17 protein-coding genes and 1 tRNA gene are annotated in these 17,634 nt (G+C 68.3%); 12 read left to right on the top strand and 6 right to left on the bottom strand.

The window, feature by feature from the left end; translation table 11 throughout:
- The first annotated feature begins 237 nt into the window (after positions 1-237).
- Entirely contained in the window at positions 238-1,323 is a 1,086-nt protein-coding gene (gene folP / locus ACT3CF_RS01835) for a dihydropteroate synthase (RefSeq protein WP_478420029.1), read from the top strand.
- A 90-nt stretch (positions 1,324-1,413) separates the two neighbouring features.
- Here the strand turns inward: folP and ACT3CF_RS01830 are convergent, their stop codons facing one another.
- Positions 1,414-2,841, bottom strand: coding sequence for a sigma-54-dependent transcriptional regulator (locus ACT3CF_RS01830; RefSeq protein WP_478420028.1), 1,428 nt, complete (start codon positions 2,839-2,841; stop codon positions 1,414-1,416).
- Positions 2,842-3,006: 165 nt separating this feature from the next.
- Here ACT3CF_RS01830 and ACT3CF_RS01825 point away from each other — a divergent pair, with 165 nt between their 5' ends.
- The 7 genes from ACT3CF_RS01825 (at position 3,007) to ACT3CF_RS01795 (ending at position 7,905) form a co-directional block, all read left to right on the top strand.
- Positions 3,007-3,144, top strand: coding sequence for an aa3-type cytochrome c oxidase subunit IV (locus ACT3CF_RS01825; RefSeq protein WP_478420027.1), 138 nt, complete (start codon positions 3,007-3,009; stop codon positions 3,142-3,144).
- Between the two features lies 1 nt (position 3,145).
- Positions 3,146-4,273 carry an NAD(P) transhydrogenase subunit alpha gene (locus ACT3CF_RS01820; RefSeq protein WP_478420026.1) on the top strand — a complete coding sequence of 376 codons (1,128 nt, stop codon included), beginning with the start codon at positions 3,146-3,148 and terminating at the stop codon, positions 4,271-4,273.
- Positions 4,270-4,848, top strand: coding sequence for a nucleoside 2-deoxyribosyltransferase (locus tag ACT3CF_RS01815; protein ID WP_478420025.1), 579 nt, complete (start codon positions 4,270-4,272; stop codon positions 4,846-4,848). The genes ACT3CF_RS01820 and ACT3CF_RS01815 overlap by 4 nt, the downstream gene beginning before the upstream one ends.
- Positions 4,849-4,874: 26 nt before the next feature.
- On the top strand, positions 4,875-5,156 hold the full coding sequence (locus ACT3CF_RS01810) for an NAD(P) transhydrogenase subunit alpha part 2 (protein WP_478420024.1): 282 nt from the start codon (positions 4,875-4,877) through the stop codon (positions 5,154-5,156).
- 1 nt (position 5,157) lies between these two features.
- Positions 5,158-6,597: an NAD(P)(+) transhydrogenase (Re/Si-specific) subunit beta gene (locus ACT3CF_RS01805; protein WP_478420023.1), complete on the top strand. Its 1,440-nt coding sequence runs from the start codon at positions 5,158-5,160 to the stop codon at positions 6,595-6,597.
- 179 nt (positions 6,598-6,776) lie between these two features.
- Positions 6,777-7,742, top strand: a complete 966-nt coding sequence (locus ACT3CF_RS01800) for a winged helix DNA-binding protein (protein ID WP_478420022.1) — start codon at positions 6,777-6,779, stop codon at positions 7,740-7,742.
- A gap of 87 nt (positions 7,743-7,829) precedes the next feature.
- Positions 7,830-7,905, top strand: a tRNA-Val gene (locus ACT3CF_RS01795).
- 131 nt (positions 7,906-8,036) lie between these two features.
- Here ACT3CF_RS01795 and ACT3CF_RS01790 read toward each other — a convergent pair.
- Both ACT3CF_RS01790 and ACT3CF_RS01785 read right to left on the bottom strand, forming a co-directional pair.
- Positions 8,037-8,411, bottom strand: coding sequence for a hypothetical protein (locus ACT3CF_RS01790; protein WP_478420021.1), 375 nt, complete (start codon positions 8,409-8,411; stop codon positions 8,037-8,039).
- A 109-nt stretch (positions 8,412-8,520) separates the two neighbouring features.
- Positions 8,521-9,084, bottom strand: a complete 564-nt coding sequence (locus ACT3CF_RS01785) for a helix-turn-helix domain-containing protein (protein WP_478420020.1) — start codon at positions 9,082-9,084, stop codon at positions 8,521-8,523.
- Positions 9,085-9,271: 187 nt separating this feature from the next.
- Here ACT3CF_RS01785 and ACT3CF_RS01780 point away from each other — a divergent pair, with 187 nt between their 5' ends.
- Positions 9,272-9,673, top strand: coding sequence for a DUF6456 domain-containing protein (locus ACT3CF_RS01780; RefSeq protein WP_478420019.1), 402 nt, complete (start codon positions 9,272-9,274; stop codon positions 9,671-9,673).
- Here ACT3CF_RS01780 and ACT3CF_RS01775 read toward each other — a convergent pair.
- Positions 9,631-11,826 carry a DUF2339 domain-containing protein gene (locus tag ACT3CF_RS01775; protein WP_478420018.1) on the bottom strand — a complete coding sequence of 732 codons (2,196 nt, stop codon included), beginning with the start codon at positions 11,824-11,826 and terminating at the stop codon, positions 9,631-9,633. The two genes, ACT3CF_RS01780 and ACT3CF_RS01775, sit on opposite strands and share 43 nt — an antisense overlap.
- A 443-nt stretch (positions 11,827-12,269) precedes the next feature.
- Here ACT3CF_RS01775 and ACT3CF_RS01770 point away from each other — a divergent pair, with 443 nt between their 5' ends.
- A complete protein-coding gene (locus ACT3CF_RS01770; protein ID WP_478420017.1) occupies positions 12,270-12,941 on the top strand; it encodes a glutathione S-transferase family protein in 672 nt (223 codons plus the stop codon).
- A gap of 71 nt (positions 12,942-13,012) precedes the next feature.
- On the opposite strand, the gene gorA is transcribed toward ACT3CF_RS01770, so the two are convergent.
- A complete protein-coding gene (gene gorA / locus ACT3CF_RS01765) occupies positions 13,013-14,362 on the bottom strand; it encodes a glutathione-disulfide reductase (protein WP_478420016.1) in 1,350 nt (449 codons plus the stop codon).
- A 153-nt stretch (positions 14,363-14,515) separates the two neighbouring features.
- Positions 14,516-16,009 carry a glucose-6-phosphate isomerase gene (gene pgi / locus ACT3CF_RS01760; RefSeq protein ID WP_478420014.1) on the bottom strand — a complete coding sequence of 498 codons (1,494 nt, stop codon included), beginning with the start codon at positions 16,007-16,009 and terminating at the stop codon, positions 14,516-14,518.
- A 104-nt stretch (positions 16,010-16,113) separates the two neighbouring features.
- Here pgi and lepB point away from each other — a divergent pair, with 104 nt between their 5' ends.
- Complete coding sequence (gene lepB / locus ACT3CF_RS01755; protein ID WP_478420013.1) at positions 16,114-16,962, top strand: signal peptidase I; 849 nt, start codon at positions 16,114-16,116, stop codon at positions 16,960-16,962.
- Complete coding sequence (gene rnc / locus ACT3CF_RS01750) at positions 16,959-17,630, top strand: ribonuclease III (RefSeq protein WP_478421311.1); 672 nt, start codon at positions 16,959-16,961, stop codon at positions 17,628-17,630. Before lepB ends, rnc begins: the two co-directional genes overlap by 4 nt.
- Positions 17,631-17,634: the final 4 nt, after the last annotated feature.

Below are 17,634 nucleotides of genomic sequence, written 5' to 3'. Positions count from 1 at the left end.
TGTTCATTCACCGTGCCGTTGCGGAACAGCCAAGATGGAGAGCCTCGACCGTGGCCATCGGTCGTCTTCGGGCTTGCTCGACAGCAGCTCCGTCCTGAGAATCTGCATTGCGCTCCGCAAGATTGAGCGAAGGCAGATGCGCTGCATCATCGTCTATGGCAGATCATTTCTTGTGCGGCGGGGTTGTATTTACGGACGCCCTTCCCCCGCCGCCGCGCTTCGCCCTAGAAGGCGGGCGTGATCGATCTTCCCGCCGCTGCCCGCCTCTATCTGCGTCCCGTCCGCTTCGTCGACACGCCCGTCGGGGATGACGGTGCGGTGGCGCGGCTGGCGGGGGGGCTGCGCTGGTTTGCGGGTTACGAACTGATCGCGGCGGTCGACGGGCGGCGCGTCGTTCAGCGCACGCTGCCCGTCGCCGCGGTCGCCGACGATCCGCGGCTCGCGCCGATCGCGACGGCGATCACCGCGCCGCGCGCGCCGCTGACGCTCGGGTCGCGCGTGCTGCGCTTCGACCAGCCGCAGGTGATGGGCATCCTCAACGTCACGCCCGACAGCTTTTCCGACGGCGGCCGCCATCACGGCGATGCCGCGGCGGCGGCGCAGGCGGGGATGGACCTGGCGATCGCGGGCGCCGCGCTGCTCGACATCGGCGGCGAATCGACGCGGCCCGGCGCGGAGACGGTGTGGGAGGGCGACGAGATCGCGCGCGTCGTCCCCGTCGTCGAACGGCTCGCGGCGGCGGGTGCTGCGATTTCGGTCGATACGCGCAAGGCGGCGGTGATGGCGGCGGCGCTGGGCGCGGGCGCGCATCTCGTCAACGACGTGTCGGCGCTGCTCTATGACGATCGCGCGCTCGAAACCGTGGTGCGCGCGGGGTGCCCGGTGGTGCTGATGCACGCGGGCGATCCGCGCAACGGCGCGGCGGGCGCGGGCGGCTATGCCGATCCGCTGCTCGACGTCTATGACTGGCTGGCCGCGCGCGTCGATGCGGTGGCGGCGGCGGGGGTGCCGCGCGCGCGCATCCTCGTCGATCCGGGGATCGGCTTCGGCAAGTCGCTGGCGGACAATCTTGCGCTGATGAACGGGCTGGCGCTGTTCCACGGGCTCGGCTGTCCGGTGCTGCTCGGCGCCAGTCGCAAGCGGATGATCGGCGCGCTGTCGAACGAGGCGCCGGCCGATGCGCGGCTGGGCGGGTCGCTCGCGCTCGCGCTCAAGGGGGCGAGCCTGGGGGTTCAGCTCGTCCGCGTCCATGATGTGTTCGAAACGGTGCAGGCGCTGCGCGTGTGGCGCGGGATGCAGGACGCGGCGCTCGTCGCGCGCTGACGGCACCGGGGGCCTGGGCGCGGGTCTGGCGGGCGCCCGGGCGTTCGGGTTCGGGCGGGACGGCGGTGAACGGGCGGACGGCGCGGCGCGTCAGGCGGCGCTCTGGTCGATCCCCAGCTCGCCCAGCTTGCGGTACAGCGTTGACCGGCCGATCCCCAGCCGGCGCGCCACTTCGGTCATGCGGCCGCGATAATGGCCGATCGCCAACCGGATCACGTCGGCCTCGATCTCGTCGAGCGCGCGCAGGTTGCCGTCGGGGCGGAACAGCGTGATGCCCGCGCTGCCGCTGGCGTGCGGCGGGGCGGGCGGCTGTTCGGGGCGGCCGAGCGCGAGCTGCGCGATCTGCGGGAAGTCGGCGCGGGTCAGCCCGTCGCCGTCGCACAGCACTGCCGCGCGGAACAGCGCGTTCTGGAGCTGGCGGACATTGCCCGGCCAGTCATAGGCGGCAAGCAGCGTCAGCGCGTCGTCGGTGATGCCCAGCGGGCGCAGCCCCGGCTGCTCGGCGATCCGCGCGAGCAGGTGGCGGGCCAGTGCGGGAATGTCGGCGGCGCGTTCGCGCAGCGGCGGGATCGCGACCTGGACGACGTTCAGCCGGTAATACAGGTCCTCGCGGAACCGCCCCGCCTCGACCTCGGCGGCCAGGCTCTTGTTGGTCGCGGCGATCACGCGGACATCGACCTCGCGGGCGTGGCGCGCGCCGATCGGCTGGATCTCGCCCGTCTGGAGCAGGCGGAGCAGTTTGACCTGCGCCTCCATCGGCATTTCGCCGACTTCGTCGAGAAACAGCGTGCCGCCATCGGCTTCCTGGAAACGGCCGATCTTGCGTTCGAAAGCGCCGGTAAACGCCCCCTTTTCGTGCCCGAACAGCTCGGATTCGACCAGATTTGCGGGAATCGCCCCGCAATTGACGATCTCCATCGGGCGTTTGGCGCGCGGGCTGGCGGCGTGGATCGCCTCGGCGATCACCTCCTTGCCGACGCCGCTCTCGCCTTCGATCAGCACGGGGACGCGCGCGCGCGCCGCCTTGGCCGCGATCGCCAGCGCGGCGCGGAATTGCGGCGCGGCGCCGACAATCTCGTCAAACCCCAGATTTGCCGAGAGTTTTTCGGTCAGCGGACGCAGCTCGCCGGCGCTCTTGCCGCCCGTCGCCGCCTCCAGCGCGGCGAGCAGCCGTTCGGACGCCAGCGGCTTGACCAGGAAATCGGTCGCCCCGGCGCGCATCGCGCTCACCGCCGACGCCACCGATCCGTTCGCCGTCAACACCAGAATCGGCAATTGCGGCCGCCGCGCCCGCAATTCCCCGATCAGCTCCGCGGCATCCGAATCGGATGTCGCATAATCGAGCAACACCGCGTCGAGCGCCATGCCGTCGGGAGTGCCGAGCGTCGCGATCGCCGTCTCGCCCTCACCGGCGAACAGCGTTCGCCAGCCGCGGCGCGCGGCAATCGCCGCCACCAGCCGGCGCTGCGCAGGCTCATCGTCGATCAGCATCAGGAGGCGCTGGCCGTTCCGCGTCATCCCCGTTCCGTGTCCTCACTGTCCCGTTTCAGGTCGATTGTTACGCAACATCGGTAAAGGGCAACTTAAACGCACGCACAATGCTTGTTTGCAAGCACGGGCTTGAGAGGAATCGTTGCGCCCGATACAGTTTTTGACGAGCGGTGCGGCAAGGGACAAGAGCGCATGGCAAATACGGGAGAGCAGGGCGCGGATCTGCGCGGCCATCAGGAGACATTCAACGGGTTTACCCGTTTGATGAAATGGGGAACCCTCGTGGTTTTCCTCATTGCGGCACTGGTGGTTTTGCGGATCGCTAGCTGACGTGAAGATCGCAGTCCTCAAGGAAACCGCCCCGGGCGAGCGTCGCGTCGCCGCGACTGCCGAAACGGTGAAGAAATTCGTTGCGCTCGGCGCAACCGTCGCGGTCGAGGCCGGCGCGGGCGAATCGGCGTCGGTGGCCGACTCGGACTATGCCGCCGCCGGCGCTGCGGTGGGCTCGCGCGAATCGGTGCTTGCGGGCGCCGACATTCTGCTCGGCGTCCAGGGCCCCGATCCCGATTCGCTTGCTGGCGCGCCTGCGGACGCCTGGCTCGTCGCGGGGCTCAACCCGTTTGGCGATCGCGACCGCGTCGATCGCTATGCGGCGCTGGGGCTCGAGGCGCTGGCGATGGAGCTGATGCCGCGAATCACCCGCGCGCAGTCGATGGACATCCTGTCGTCGCAATCGAACCTGGCCGGGTACAAGGCGGTGCTCGACGCGGCGAACGAATATGGCCGCGCCTTCCCGATGATGATGACGGCTGCGGGCACGATCTCCGCCGCACGCGTCTTCGTGATGGGCGTGGGCGTCGCGGGGCTCCAGGCGATCGCCACCGCGCGCCGGCTGGGTGCCCAGGTCTCCGCCACCGACGTGCGCTCGGCGACCCGGGAACAGATCCTGTCGTTGGGCGCCAAGCCGATCTTCGTCGAAAATGTCGCGGGAATCGAAGGCGAGGGCTCGGGCGGCTACGCGACCGAGATGAGCGACGCGTACAAGGCTGCGCAGGCCGAGCTGGTCTCGTCGCACATCGCGAAGCAGGACATCGTCATCACCACCGCGCTCATTCCGGGTCGCGCCGCGCCGCGGCTGATCAGCGACGCCCAGGTGGCAACGATGCGGCCGGGCAGCGTCATCGTCGACCTCGCCGTCGAACAGGGCGGTAATGTCGAAGGATCGGTACCGGGCGAGATCGTCGAGCGGCACGGCGTCAAGATCGTCGGCCATCGCAACGTGCCCGGGCGGCTTGCCGCCGACGCCTCGGCGCTGTTCGCGCGCAACCTCTACAATTTCCTCGCAGCCTTCTGGGACAAGGAAGCCGGGCGTCCGGTGCTGCTCGAAGGGGACGAGATCGGCGAGGCGATTCGGCTGACGCGCAAGGGGCAGGTCGTGCACCCAAGGCTGGTCGCATGACGCTGCCCCGCCCCGCGATCCGGCGCGTCTATCTGGCCGGCCCCGACGTCTTTCTGGGCAATGCCCGCGCGGTGGCACGCGCCAAGATCGACGCCTGCACCGCGCGCGGCATCGTCGGCCTGTTTCCCTTCGACATCGACGGGACACCTAGCGCCGGGGGCGGCTTCGACGACGGCGTGGCGATCTGCCGCGCCAATTTCGCACTGATGCGCTCGGCCGATGCGATCCTGGCCAACTGCACGCCCTTTCGTGGCGCGCACGCCGATGTCGGTACGGCCTTCGAACTGGGCTTCTTTGCCGCGCTCGGTCGGCCGGTCTTTGCCTATTCCGCGGATTCGCGCGATGCCGCGACCCGCAGTCGCACCATGCTCGGCCTCCCCGCCGATGCGGCGGCCGATCGCTCGGGTGCCGCGATCGAGGATTTCGGCCATCCCGACAATCTGATGCTGTCGGGGGCCGCGGCGCTGACCGGTGGACACTGGACCAGCATCGACGAACCCGATCCCGCGGCCATGGCGGCCTTTCACCTGTGCCTCGATGCTATCGTCGCATGGAACGGAGCCGCTGCCGCTTAACCATTTTTGACGAACAAGGGGGCGCCATGGACTTTATCTCGATCCTGTCGATCTTCGTTCTGGCGTGCTTCGTCGGCTATTACGTCGTCTGGTCGGTCACGCCGGCGCTGCACACCCCGCTGATGGCGGTGACCAACGCCATCTCCTCGGTCATCATCGTCGGCGCGCTGATCGCCGCGATGGCCGGCGGCGCAGGCATCGCCAAATGGCTGGGGCTGATCGCGGTGGCGCTCGCATCGGTGAACATCTTCGGTGGCTTTGCCGTCACCGAGCGGATGCTCGCGATGTACAAGAAGAAGGAGCGCTGACATGCCCGAGGCTGCTCCTGTGAACGCTTGGGTCGCACTCGCCTATCTAGTCGCAGGGATCTGCTTCATCCTAGCGCTGCGCGGCCTTTCGAGCCCGGCGACCAGCCGACGCGGCAACCGGCTGGGCATGATCGGCATGGGTCTGGCGGTGATCACGACGCTGATCACCCATGACATTGCGAGCCCCGTCGAGCTCGCGATCGCAATCGTCGCGGGCGGCGCGGTCGGCTTCGTCACCGCACGTCGGATCGCGATGACGGCGATGCCGCAGCTGGTCGCCGCCTTCCACTCGCTCGTCGGCCTGGCGGCAGTGCTCGTCGCCTGTGCAGCCTTCCTCAATCCGGCCGCGTTCGGCATCGCCGACCTGGTCGTGCCGCTGATCGGTCAGCCGTTCCAGGCGATCCATCCGGTCAGTCGCGTCGAAATGGGCCTGGGCGTGGCGATCGGTGCGATCACCTTTTCGGGATCGGTCATCGCCTTCCTCAAGCTCAACGGCAATATGAGCGGCAAGCCGATCCTGCTCCCCGGGCGCCATCTGCTCAACCTTGCCGTGCTGGCCGCGATCCTGGGGCTCGTCGGCTATTTCGTGACCGACCAGTCGCCCTGGGTATTCTGGACGATCACCGCGCTCAGCTTTGCGATCGGCTTCCTGCTGATCATCCCGATCGGCGGGGCCGACATGCCCGTCGTGGTGTCGATGCTCAACAGCTATTCGGGCTGGGCCGCCGCGGCGATGGGGTTCACGCTGCACAATTCGGCGATGATCATCACCGGTGCGCTGGTCGGCAGTTCGGGTGCGATCCTCTCGTACATCATGTGCCGTGCTATGAACCGCAGCTTCCTCAGCGTGATCGCCGGGGGATTCGGCGGGGACGCTGGCGGGGGCGCCGGCGCGGCGGCGGCGATCGACCGCCCCTGGAAGCGCGGTTCGGCCGACGACGCGGCATTCCTGATGTCGCAGGCAGAACAGGTCATCATCGTTCCCGGCTATGGCATGGCGGTGGCGCAGGCGCAGCACGTGCTGCGCGAGATGGCCGACAAGCTGAAGGCGCACGGCGTTCGCGTGAAATATGCGATCCACCCCGTCGCGGGCCGGATGCCGGGACATATGAACGTCCTGCTCGCCGAGGCAAACGTGCCCTATGATGAAGTGTTCGAACTCGAGGACATCAACTCCGAGTTCGCTCAGACCGACGTCGCCTTCGTGATCGGTGCCAACGACGTGACCAATCCGGCCGCCAAGACCGACAAGTCGTCACCGATCTACGGCATGCCGGTGCTCGACGTTGAAAAGGCCAAGACCGTCCTGTTCGTGAAACGCAGCATGGGCGGCGTCGGCTATGCCGGTGTCGACAATGAAGTCTTCTATCGCGACAATACGATGATGCTGCTTGCAGACGCGAAGAAGATGGTTGAAGATATCGTCAAGGCGCTGGAATAGCGTTGTAATTTCGCAGGCCTCAGGACCGGCGTCGCATTCGCGCGTGGGCAATCGGCTCCACAATGGATGCGCTCGCCCGGCCCGGGCAGACGGGTCGCCCGATAACCTCCGGAACGGAGGAAACAGGACTCAATCGTTCGGGATGCTGCGGCATCGACCGAACCGGGGCGGGGGATCCGATGGCATCAAGCGAAAGCCTAGCGGCAACGATCTTCGATTATGATCTCACTCCCTCGGCGCTGATCCTCGCGCATCGGACGGCACGCCGGGCGTTACTGGAAGCGGCGGGGGACACAGCCGGCTTCCGCATCCTCGCGAGCGGCGCGTTCGAAGAGGTCGCGTCGCTGTTGAGCGCGGCGGCGGCGGCCGACCTCGCGGTGCTCGATTGCACCGGCGCTGCCCCGGATGCCGTCGCCGCGATGATGCACCGGGTGCTTCCGCTGACCGAAAAGGAGCATCCGGCGTGGATCGTCGCCGTCGATCGCGACCAGATCGACGCGATCGCACCGCTGCTGGGCCATCCGCGCTGCCAGATCCTTTGCGAGGAAAGTGCTGCAGACCGGCTTGCCGCGCTCACGCTGGCGCGTCGACGCGCACCCCTGCGATTCCGAGACGTCGGACGCGATCCCGATGCGCGGCAGCTGCGCGCGCTGAGCGAGGATATTGCACGAATCGCCGACGCGCTGCTGCGCCTGACCGAAGACGCGACCGCGCCGGAACCGCTACGGATGCGCGCGCCAGGCACCGGCTATCGGGGCCCCGAGGGCGATCGGCGGGACGGCACCGGACCGGCGGACGGCATCGACGCCGCAACGGTACGCGGCGTCATCCGCGCGCGGCGGCTGCGTAGCCAGTTTTTCGGCGAGGATCTGTTCGCCGATCCCGCCTGGGACATGCTGCTCGACCTGTTCGCGGCGACGCTCGAAAACCGCCGCGTTTCGGTGTCGAGCCTCTGCATCGCCGCCGCCGTTCCTCCGACGACCGCGCTGCGCTGGATCGGTACGCTGCACGATGTGGGCCTGTTCGAACGCCAGGCTGATCCCCACGATCGACGCCGCGCTTATATCGGCCTTACCGAGCGCGCGCTCGATGCCATGCGCGCCTATACCGGGGCGCTGCGCAATGCCGGGCTAGGGCTTGTATGACACACCCGAAATACCGCGAGCCGTCGGTTGGTGGACGCCCATTTTCGACGTGACAGCAAGCGCCCTTGCGACTAGCTAGCGGCGACCGGGCGGTTAGCTCAGTTGGTAGAGCATCTCGTTTACACCGAGAGGGTCGGCGGTTCGAGCCCGTCACCGCCCACCACCGCGACAGGCTGTGCCGGCACGGCGTCGCAGATCAAACCGCTGCAGATCACGCCGCAGCCCTGCGCAATTCCCCCAGCACGACGGCCGCGCCCCGGCGTCCGGGACGCGGCCATGGTCACGAAGCCGCGATCAGTTCAGTTTGAACGTCGGCGTGCCGTTGGCATAGTTCAGCACGACGAACGAGTTGTCGCACACATTGATGTTCGACCACACTGCCGAGGCGCCGTCGTCGAACGTCGCCTTGACGTCGACCTTGCATTCGGCACCCTTGTCGAAATGCACCGTCGTGCGAACGCCGTTCTTCAGCACCGCCTCGCGCTTCTGGTCGGGGTCGACCTTGTTCGCCTGCCACTTGCCCGATCCGGCGGCGCCCACTTCGATCGTCTTGATCCCCTTGCCGGTGTTGTTGGTGAGGACGAAGTCCCAGTCTTCGGCCATGGCGGGCGCGGCGAGCGCAAAGGCCGCAATCGCCGGAATGATCGTTGCGCGGACAATCTTGTTCATTGTTTCCTCCTGCGCGCCGCAGACTGCGCCCGCACCCGTTCCGGGGCAAGTGCGTAGTGGTCCCGATGGACCGCGGCCACGACGCGCAAAGCCGCGCCCCGGCAGCAGGCTACAGCGTCCGCACAAGCCGCGCCGCGGCGGCGATCCAGGGCGGGTCGGCAACGACCTGTTGCCGCGTGCCGCTGCCCAGCGGCAGCAGATGCAGCTTGCCCTGCTCGCGACCGATCAGCCGGCCGAACAGGAAACGTCCCGCCGGACGCGGCACCAGCACGTCGCGGTTGAGCGCGCTGACGAAGGCGTCGGGCACCAGGCGGATGCACCAGATCTCGTCACCCGCACGATAATCGCCGACGCTTCCCGTCACCGTGACCGCCACGGTGCCCGGCGTCACGCGCGGCGGCACCAGTTCGGCGGACCGGCGCGGTGCATGCGCACCCAAGGGGTCGAGCGTCGCCGCAACCGCAATTTCGGGTCGATCGGGCATTTTCACCAGATCTGCTGCATCGACTCCAAGTGCATCGGCGATACGGTTGAGCCAAACGACCGAAACCGTGCGCGTTCCTGTTTCCAACCGGCCAATCGTCTGCGCAGTCGTCGGCGGACTGCACCGCTGCGCAACTTCTTCCAGCGTCAGCCCCTTGGCCCTGCGTACTTCGCGAATGGCCGTGATCATAACGCGGCTCCTAACCGGATGGGTTTTTTAACTTTCCTACATGCCGGCGCCCGTGGCAAGAGCGACGTGTCGAGAACAAATGGAGAACTCTATGCGCGTCCCTCCTCATGCGCACCGTTCGACCGGCAACAACGCCGCGAGCCCTTCGAAAGCCGCGCGGCCGCGTCGCAATGTGCACGAGTCTCCGTTGCGCTGGCTGCATGCGCATGGCCATCTGGCTCCCGGCCAGTTCGCGGCGGGCGAGCGGCTGCGCGCCGACTATGAACGCGCCGCACTCGCGCCGCGCGTGACGATGCGCTGGGACGGAACGCCGCCGCAGCGGGGGCGCCGCGGCGCGCCTGATCCCGCAGAGGCAACGCATGCCCAGATCGCCGCACGCGACCGGCTGCACGCTGCGCTCGATGCCGCCGGCCCCGGGCTGAGCGACATTTTGTGGCGGGTGGTCTGCGCCGGCGAAAGCCTCGTCAGCGCCGAGCGCGGGCTCGGCTGGCCCAGCCGCGCCGGCAAGCTGGTGCTCGGCATGGCGCTCGACCGGGTCGCCCGCCACTATGCCCTCGATGCGCCTCCCGCCGCCAGGAAGCGGTTATAGGCCCAGCCGATCGCGATCAACGCCAACCCGAGCCCGAGGAAAGACAGGATCCGAAGCACGCCGTCGAGCGCCGCCGCGTCGATGAGGAAGACCTTGAGCGTCGCTGCCGTCAACAGGACTAGCCCCATCGTCCGCAGGTCGCGTGCGCCCGCCCGGATGCCGCGCGCCAGCCAGACGATCGCGATGGCAAGCAGGATCGCCGAATAGCCGCCATTTTCCAGCGTGCTGATCGGCCCCGTCATCTGGCTGCCGCGTGCCGCCTGACGCACCGTCGCCACGCCCGCGGCGAGCGTCACGGCGGCCGCGGCAATCCGAACCGGCCGGCCGCCGCGAAGGCTCCAAAGCCACGCGGCGGCAGCCGCGAAGTGAAACGTGGCGAGGTTGAACAGCGGGATCGCGCCGACGCGCTGCGCGACCCAGAAGGGCGCAGCAACACCCAGATCGAACCACAGCAGCCGGGCAACGCCCAGCCCCAGGAGCGCCCGGCCTAGCGGCACCGCACGCGCGCGCCGCAATGCCACCCAACCGGCGCCGAGCAGCACCTGCGTGAACAACGCGCGTTCCGCAAAGCCCCAGGCGACGAACCGCTCGGGGGTGGTGATCGCCAGCACCTGCTTGCCAAGCACATAGAGGATGGCCAGCGTCACCACGCCGGCCATCGGGCCCAGCACGCCCATCGTGCGGCCGCGCCGATATCGATCGCCAAGCACCACCAGTGCCACGATCGTCGGTGCCGCAAGGCTACGCAGCATGGTGCTCGCAGGCGGCAGCAACGGCGCGACCAGCATCGTGCCCTCGATCGACCGCATCATCGCGGCAAACAGGGCGGCAAGCGGCACCACGCCCGCGAGCAGGGCGACGCCATAGGCCAGCACGGGAAGCGGTGCGAGTGCGCGCTCGTCACGATAACGCGCCCAACCCGCCAGCGCCGCCATCGCAAGCGCGATCGGCACCGACAGCCAGGCGTCGGGCAGCAACTGGCCGCTCCCCAGCCCGATTGCCAACGCCGTCGCCAGCGCTGCCGTCTGGGCCAGGCTCGCGCGGTCGCTCGCCCGCGTCACCCACGCAATTCGGGCACAGGCGATCGCCGCGATCAGGTCGAGCGCCGCCCAGCCGGGCTGCCCCAGCCGTTCGAACGCAAGGGCCTGCGCGACGACGAGCGGACCGATCGCGCCGCCGATCGCAACGAACGCCCAACGCGGATCGCGGCGGGCAAGCCATTGCCCTGCGCCGCCGAACAACAGCGCAGCCAACGGCGTTGCAGTCAGCGTCATTCCCGGCCGGCCCCCGATCAGCGCCACGCCCTCGATCACGACGACGAGCGCCAAGGCTCCTTGCACCGCCGGCAGGTAGAGCGGCACCCGCCAGGCAAGCAGCAGCGTCGCCGCAGCAAGAACGAGATAGAAACTCCACGGCGTCATGCCGAAATCGAGCTGCGGCGCCAGCAGCGTCAGCTGGATCAATCCGATGACCAATGGCGCGATCCGGATCGCGCCGCGCGTGACCCCGGCCGCCGGCAACGCCGCACTCGCACCCGCCGCCAGCAGCATCGTGAACAGCCCCAGCGCGGTCAGATCGCTCGCACGGCCGGTCAGCACCGCCAGCAGAAAGCTCGTCCAGCCAAAGCCGGCAACACTCGCCGCCAGCGCCAGCCAGCCCCAGCCGCGATGGATCGCCAGCCCGAACAGCGCGGTGACGAACAGCGCCAGATAGACCGTCAGTGCGCCGATTCCCGCCGCATCGAACCCCGCCACCAGCGGCGCGAGGAAACCTCCGACCAGCGCCATGATCGCCGTCGGCGGCCCATGACGAAGCGAAAGCGCCAGCGCCGCCGTCGTTACCGCCAGCACACCGGCGAAGCCGCCAAGCGGCGAAACCAGATGATACAGTGCTGCCGCGAGGTAGAGTGTGCCGTAAAGGCTGGCGACCCCCGCCCCCGCCAGCACCTGGCCTATGCGCGCGTCGTCGCGGGTCGCCGGGGCACGACGGGCGATCTCGCTGCCACCCACCAGCGCAATGCCGAACAGCGCCGCGATCAACGTCCGCGCCGCGGGGCCCAGCCATCCCGCCTCGATCGAATATCGCACCAGGAAAAATCCGGCGAGCACCAGCGCAACGCCGCCGATCCAGACCGGCAAGCGGCCGCCGATCATCACCTCGATCCCCGGCCGTGTAACAGTCGGCGGTTCTGCCGTCGGCGCTGGCGGCGCTTCGACCGGCACTGCAAGCGCCGGCTGGGCAGCAACCGGTTGCGGGGAAAGATCTACTGCGGGGGCGAGCGGCTGCGCAGCGACAGGATGGGCGACGTCCTCCCGGGCAATCTCCGCCGCGCGGTCGCCGGGCGAGGCGGACACCTCCCGCCGGTCACGCACAATTGCCTTGATCTCGGTCAGTTCCACCTCGACTTGCGCAAGTTTCTGCTCCACAATGGAGAGGCGCCGAAGGACCAGAAAAATGGCCACGGCGACGGCGATGCCGAAAGGAAAGACCAGGATCATAGGTCTGGCTTCTTGGCATATCGGGGCGACGCTGTCGCGACTGGCATGATGCCGGCCGCGCATTTGAACGCTGATTTCTCGTGGGGGAGAGGAAGCCGATGATCGTTTATGGATCCAGTCTGTCGCCTTATGTTCGCAAGGTTCTGGTCGTGGCCGCGGAGAAGGGACTCGACGTCGAACTGAAACCCGCCGGGATGGGACGCGGCGGCCCTGCGTTTCGCGAAGCCAGCCCCTTCGGAAAGATGCCGGCGCTGCGCGATGGCGATTTCACCCTCGCCGATTCGAGTGCCATCGTGACCTATCTCGACGCGCAATATCCCGACCCGCAATTGATTCCCGAGTCCCCGCGCGAGCGCGCCCGCACCATCTGGTTCGACGAACTGGCCGACACGCTGATGATGGCCGCAGGCGCCGCAATCTTCGGCAACCGCTTCGTCCGGCCCCGCGTGCTCAATCAGCCGTGCGACCATGCCGCGGCCGATGCAGCGGAGCAGGAGGATCTGCCGCCGATCTTCGACTATCTCGAAACGCAGATTCCCGACGGCGCGTTCCTGGTGGCGGAGCGGCTGACGTTGGCGGATATCGCCGTCGCCAGCCCGATCGCGACGCTCGGCTGCATCGGCGTCGGCCCCGATCCGATCCGGCACCCGCGGACGCGCGAATGGGCGGACGCAATCCTCGCCCGTCCCAGCTTCGCCAACATCGTCGCCAACGACCGCGCGCTCGTCGCGACGATGGGCGGCCCGGTCACCGCCCAGGCCGCCGAATAGCGCTCGGCCGCCGCGGGCCCGGCCCGACGGGCCCGCGGCGGCCGAGCCGCTGTCCAAATTCCCGGAGCAGGTTACTTCAGCAGGACGAGTTCCTCGGCCATGGTCGGGTGGAGCGCCACCGTCTCGTCGAACTGCGCCTTGGTCAGCCCGGCCTTCACTGCGATGGCGGCCGCCTGCAGAATCTCGGGCGAATCGGGCCCGATCAGGTGCAGCCCGACCACCTGCCCGGTCGCGGCGTTGCACACCATCTTGTACAACGACCGCTCGTTCCGGCCCGCGAGCACATTTTTCATTGCCCGGAAATCGGACGTATAGACCTTCACCGACCCCAGCCGGTTGCGCGCCTCGGCCTCGGTCATCCCCACCGCACCGATGGGCGGATGGCTGAACACGGCGCTCGGGACATTGTCGTAATCGACGCGGTGCGGCTTGCCGCCGAACAGCGTGTCGGCAAAGGCTTGCCCTTCGCGGATCGCCACGGGCGTCAGCTGGATGCGGTTGGTGACGTCGCCGACGGCGTAGATGCTCTCGATACTGGTGCGATTGTCGGCGTCGACCTTCACGGCACCCTTGTCGTCGAGCGCAACCCCCGCCTCAGCCAGGCCGAGCCCCTCGGTATTCGGAACGCGGCCGGTAGCGAACAGCACACAGTCGGCTTCGATCGGCGCGGCGCCGCCGTCGAGCTGGACGAGCAGCATCCCGTCGTCACGCCGGTCGATCCGCTCGAAGCGCTTCCCCATGCGGAAATCGATGCCCTTGGCGATCGAGATCTGAAGCAGCCGGTCGCGGATCGTCGCGTCGTAGCCGCGCAGGATCACGTCGCTGCGGTTGACCAGCGTCACCGCGCTGCCGAACTCGTTGAAGATCCCGGCGAACTCGTTCGCAATATAGCCACCGCCCGCGATGACGACCCGCTTGGGCAGCGCGTCGAGGTGGAAGACCTCGTTCGACGTGATGCCGTGCTCGGCCCCCGGGAATTCGGGCACCTGCGGCCGGGCCCCGCTCGCGATCAGAATCGTTCCCGCCGTCACGCGACGCCCGCTCGCCAGCGTCACTTCGTGCGCCCCGGTCACCATTGCGCGTTCGAGCAGGATGTCGGCGCCCGCGTTGTTCAGCCCCTGGGTATAGAGCCCGTTGAGCCGATCGACATCGGCCAGCACATTGTCGCGCAGCACCTGCCAGTCGAACCGGCAGTCGGGAACGTCCCAGCCGAAACGGCGCGCGTCGTGCAGGTCCTCGGCGAACTGCGCGCCATAGACGAGCAGCTTCTTCGGCACGCATCCCCGGATGACACAGGTGCCGCCGACGCGATATTCCTCGGCCACCGCAACCTTGGCGCCATAGGAAGCGGCCATGCGCGCCGCGCGCGTCCCGCCCGATCCCGCGCCGATCACGAACAGGTCGTAGTCATAGGCCGCCATTCGAACTGGTTCCTTTCCCGTTGTGGAGCCGAGGCACGCCGTTGCCCCAGGCCTCACGGCCGCTCGCCGCGTGGCCGCAAATAGGTACCGCGCCGGAGCTGCGCAAACCACCGTGGCGGCACGCTCCCCCGGCGCCGGCGTTTGCCGCCCCGGTCAGCCAAAGGCGCGGCGGATCAGGTCGTTCGTCGACGGGTCGAAATCGAGCCCGCCCTTGTCGGCAGCCTTTGCCATTTCCTTGCCCAGCTCGACCCCGAACTGGTCGAAGGGGTTGATTCCCAGCAACACCGCATTGGCAAAGGTCCGGTGCTCATAAAAGGCCAGCAGCGCGCCGAGCGTCCGCGCATCGAGCGCGTCGAGGAGCAGCGTCGACGACGGCCGGTCGCCCGGATAGGCCCGCGCCGCATCGTCGTGCCCGCGCCCGGCCATCAGCGCCGCGCCCTGCGCGAACATGTTGAGCAACAACTGCCGATGGTGCGCCTCGGCCAGCCCGTCGCCCGGCTCGATCACGCCGACGAACTCGACCGGCACCAGCCGCGTGCCCTGGTGGAGCAGCTGGAACACCGCGTGCTGCGCGTCGGTGCCGACGCCACCCCAGGTGATCGGCGCGGTCGGCCAGTCGACGGGGTCGCCCGCAACGGTCACGCGCTTGCCGTTCGATTCCATCTCGAGCTGCTGGAGATAGGACGGGAGCAGCCGCAGCCGCTCGTCATAGGCAAAGGTCGCCCGCGTCTCGCACCCGTGCTTCTGGCCATAATACAGGTCGGCAAAGGCGGCGAGCACTGGGGCGTTGCGCTCGGGCGGCGCCAGGCGGAAATGGCGGTCCATCTCGGCCGCGCCTTCGAGCAGTTCCTCGAACGCGTCCCAGCCGAGCGCCAGCGCCGCGGGAAAACCGATCGACGACCAGAGCGAGTATCGGCCGCCGACGCTCTCGGCAAAGGGCAGCACCCGCGTCTCGTCGACGCCCCACTCGATCGCCCGGTCGGGCGCCGCGGTCAGCGCCACAACGCGGCCATAGGGATCCTCGACACCATTCTGCTGCATCCACGACAGCGCACTTTCGGCGTTGAGCATCGTCTCGGTCGTCGTGAAGGTCTTTGAGGCGATCACGATCAGCGTCGCCTGCGGGTCGAAGCGGTCGAGCGCCGCCTCCAGCGCCGATCCGTCGACATTGGACACGATCGCGACGTCATACCGATCATCGTCGCGGCCCAGCGCATCGACGAGCAGGTCAGGCCCGAGCGCAGATCCGCCGATTCCGATGTGAAGCACATGCCGCACCGGACCCAGCGCCTCGGCCTCGATCGCGTCGATCAGCGCGCGCATTCGCGCATGCAGCCCGCGCGCCCGTGCAACGCTCTCGGGGGCACCCTCGCCGCGCTCGGCGCTGTGTTCGGCGGCGCGTCCCTCGGTCACGTTGACCGCCTCGCCCGCGAACAGCGCATCGCGGCGCGGGGCCAGCCCCATCTGGTCGGCAAGCTGCGAAAACGCCGCCACCGCATCGGCCGTGAGGTGCGTCTTCGACCAGTCGAAATGGATCCCCGCGACATCGAGCGACAGCGCGGCAAGGCGATCGGCGTCGCCCGCGAACAGCGCATCAAGGCGGTTCGACGGCAGGGCGTGAATCGCCGACCAGTCGGGCTTGGACATGTTCATCTCCTGTTGGGTTGGCCTTCCCTATCGTCCCGCCCGGCGCCGCGCCAAACGGATTCATCGGCTTGACGCCACAGTTCGGCCCAAGCAGAGCTACGAGCATGGAAAACGCGTCTCCCGCAAATCCGCAGACGGATACCCCCGCCCCCGGCGGTGCCGAACCCGCCCGGCCCCGGTCGGAATGGCGCGATCTGCTCAGCTTCGTCGTAAAGCTCGTGCTGATCGTGGTGTTCGTGCGCAGCTTCATCTTTTCGCCGTTCAACATTCCCAGCGAATCGATGATGCCGCGGCTGCTGGTCGGGGATTATCTGTTCATCACCAAATGGGACTATGGCTATTCGCGCCATTCGCTCCCGTTCAGCGCGCCGCTGATCCCGGGGCGGGTGTTCGGCAGCACCCCCGCGCGGGGCGACGTCGTGGTGTTCAAGGCGCCGCCGGGCGACCGCGAGGACTGGATCAAGCGCGTCATCGGCCTGCCCGGTGACACGATCCAGATGGTGCACGGCCAGCTGATCCTCAACGGCAAGCCCGTGCCCAAGCAGCGGATCGGCAATTTCACGCTGCCGCTCACGCCCAGCTTTACCGATTGCCCGCCGAATTTCGAAACCGCCGATGCGCAGGGCCATGCCGCATGCAGCATTCCGCAGTTCCGCGAGACGCTGCCCAACGGCAAGTCGTACAACGTGCTCGACCTCGGCACCTTCCCGCAGGACGATACCGGCGTCTACACCGTGCCCGCCGGCCACCTCTTCCTGATGGGCGACAATCGCGACAATTCGACCGACAGCCGCTTCAGCCATGCGCGCGGAGGCATCGAATTCGTCCCGCTCGAAAATCTTGAGGGCAAGGCGCGGATCGGCTTCTGGTCGACCGACGGCACCGCCAGCTGGTTCCTGCCCTGGACCTGGTTCTCGGCGACGCGCTGGCAGCGGATCGGAGAAGGTTTCTGAGCTACCCCGATCTGAACGGCTGGGTCGTCGCCACCTTCGGCCGCGCCCCCGCCACGCCGGCCCGCTACGAACGCGCACTGACGCACGGCAGCCAGGCGGCGGCCAATTACGAGCGACTCGAATTCCTCGGCGATCGCGTGCTCGGGCTTTGCATGGCCGAATGGCTGTTCGAACGTTACCCGGACGAACCCGAAGGCGCGTTGTCGCGGCGGCTCAACGCGCTCGTCACGGGCCATGTCTGCGCCGACGTGGCGCGCGGCCTCAATGTCGTGCCGCACCTGCGCCTCGGCAAGCAGGCACGCGAGGACGGCGCGGCCGACAGCGACAATGTGCTGGGCGACGTGATGGAGGCGCTGATCGGCGCCTATTATCTCGATTTCGGGATCGGGGCGGCGCGCGACTTCATCCGCAAGGCGTGGGGGCCGCGGATCGACCTCCAGGCCAAGGCGCCCAAGCACCCCAAATCGGCGCTTCAGGAATGGGCCGCCGCGCACAATCGCCGCCCGCCCGAATACAGCGTCGTCGAACGTTCGGGGCCGAACCACGCGCCTCGCTTCACCGTCCGGGTGACGATCGGCAAGCTCGCCGAGGCGACGGGCGAAGGCACCAACAAGCAGGAAGCCGAAACCGCCGCCGCCGCGGCGCTGCTCGCCCGGCTGCAACCCTGACGCT

The sequence above is a fragment of the Sphingomonas chlorellae genome (assembly GCF_056485145.1).
Note: the sequence above shows the minus strand (reverse complement) of the source record. Positions and strands in the feature narration are given on the sequence as shown.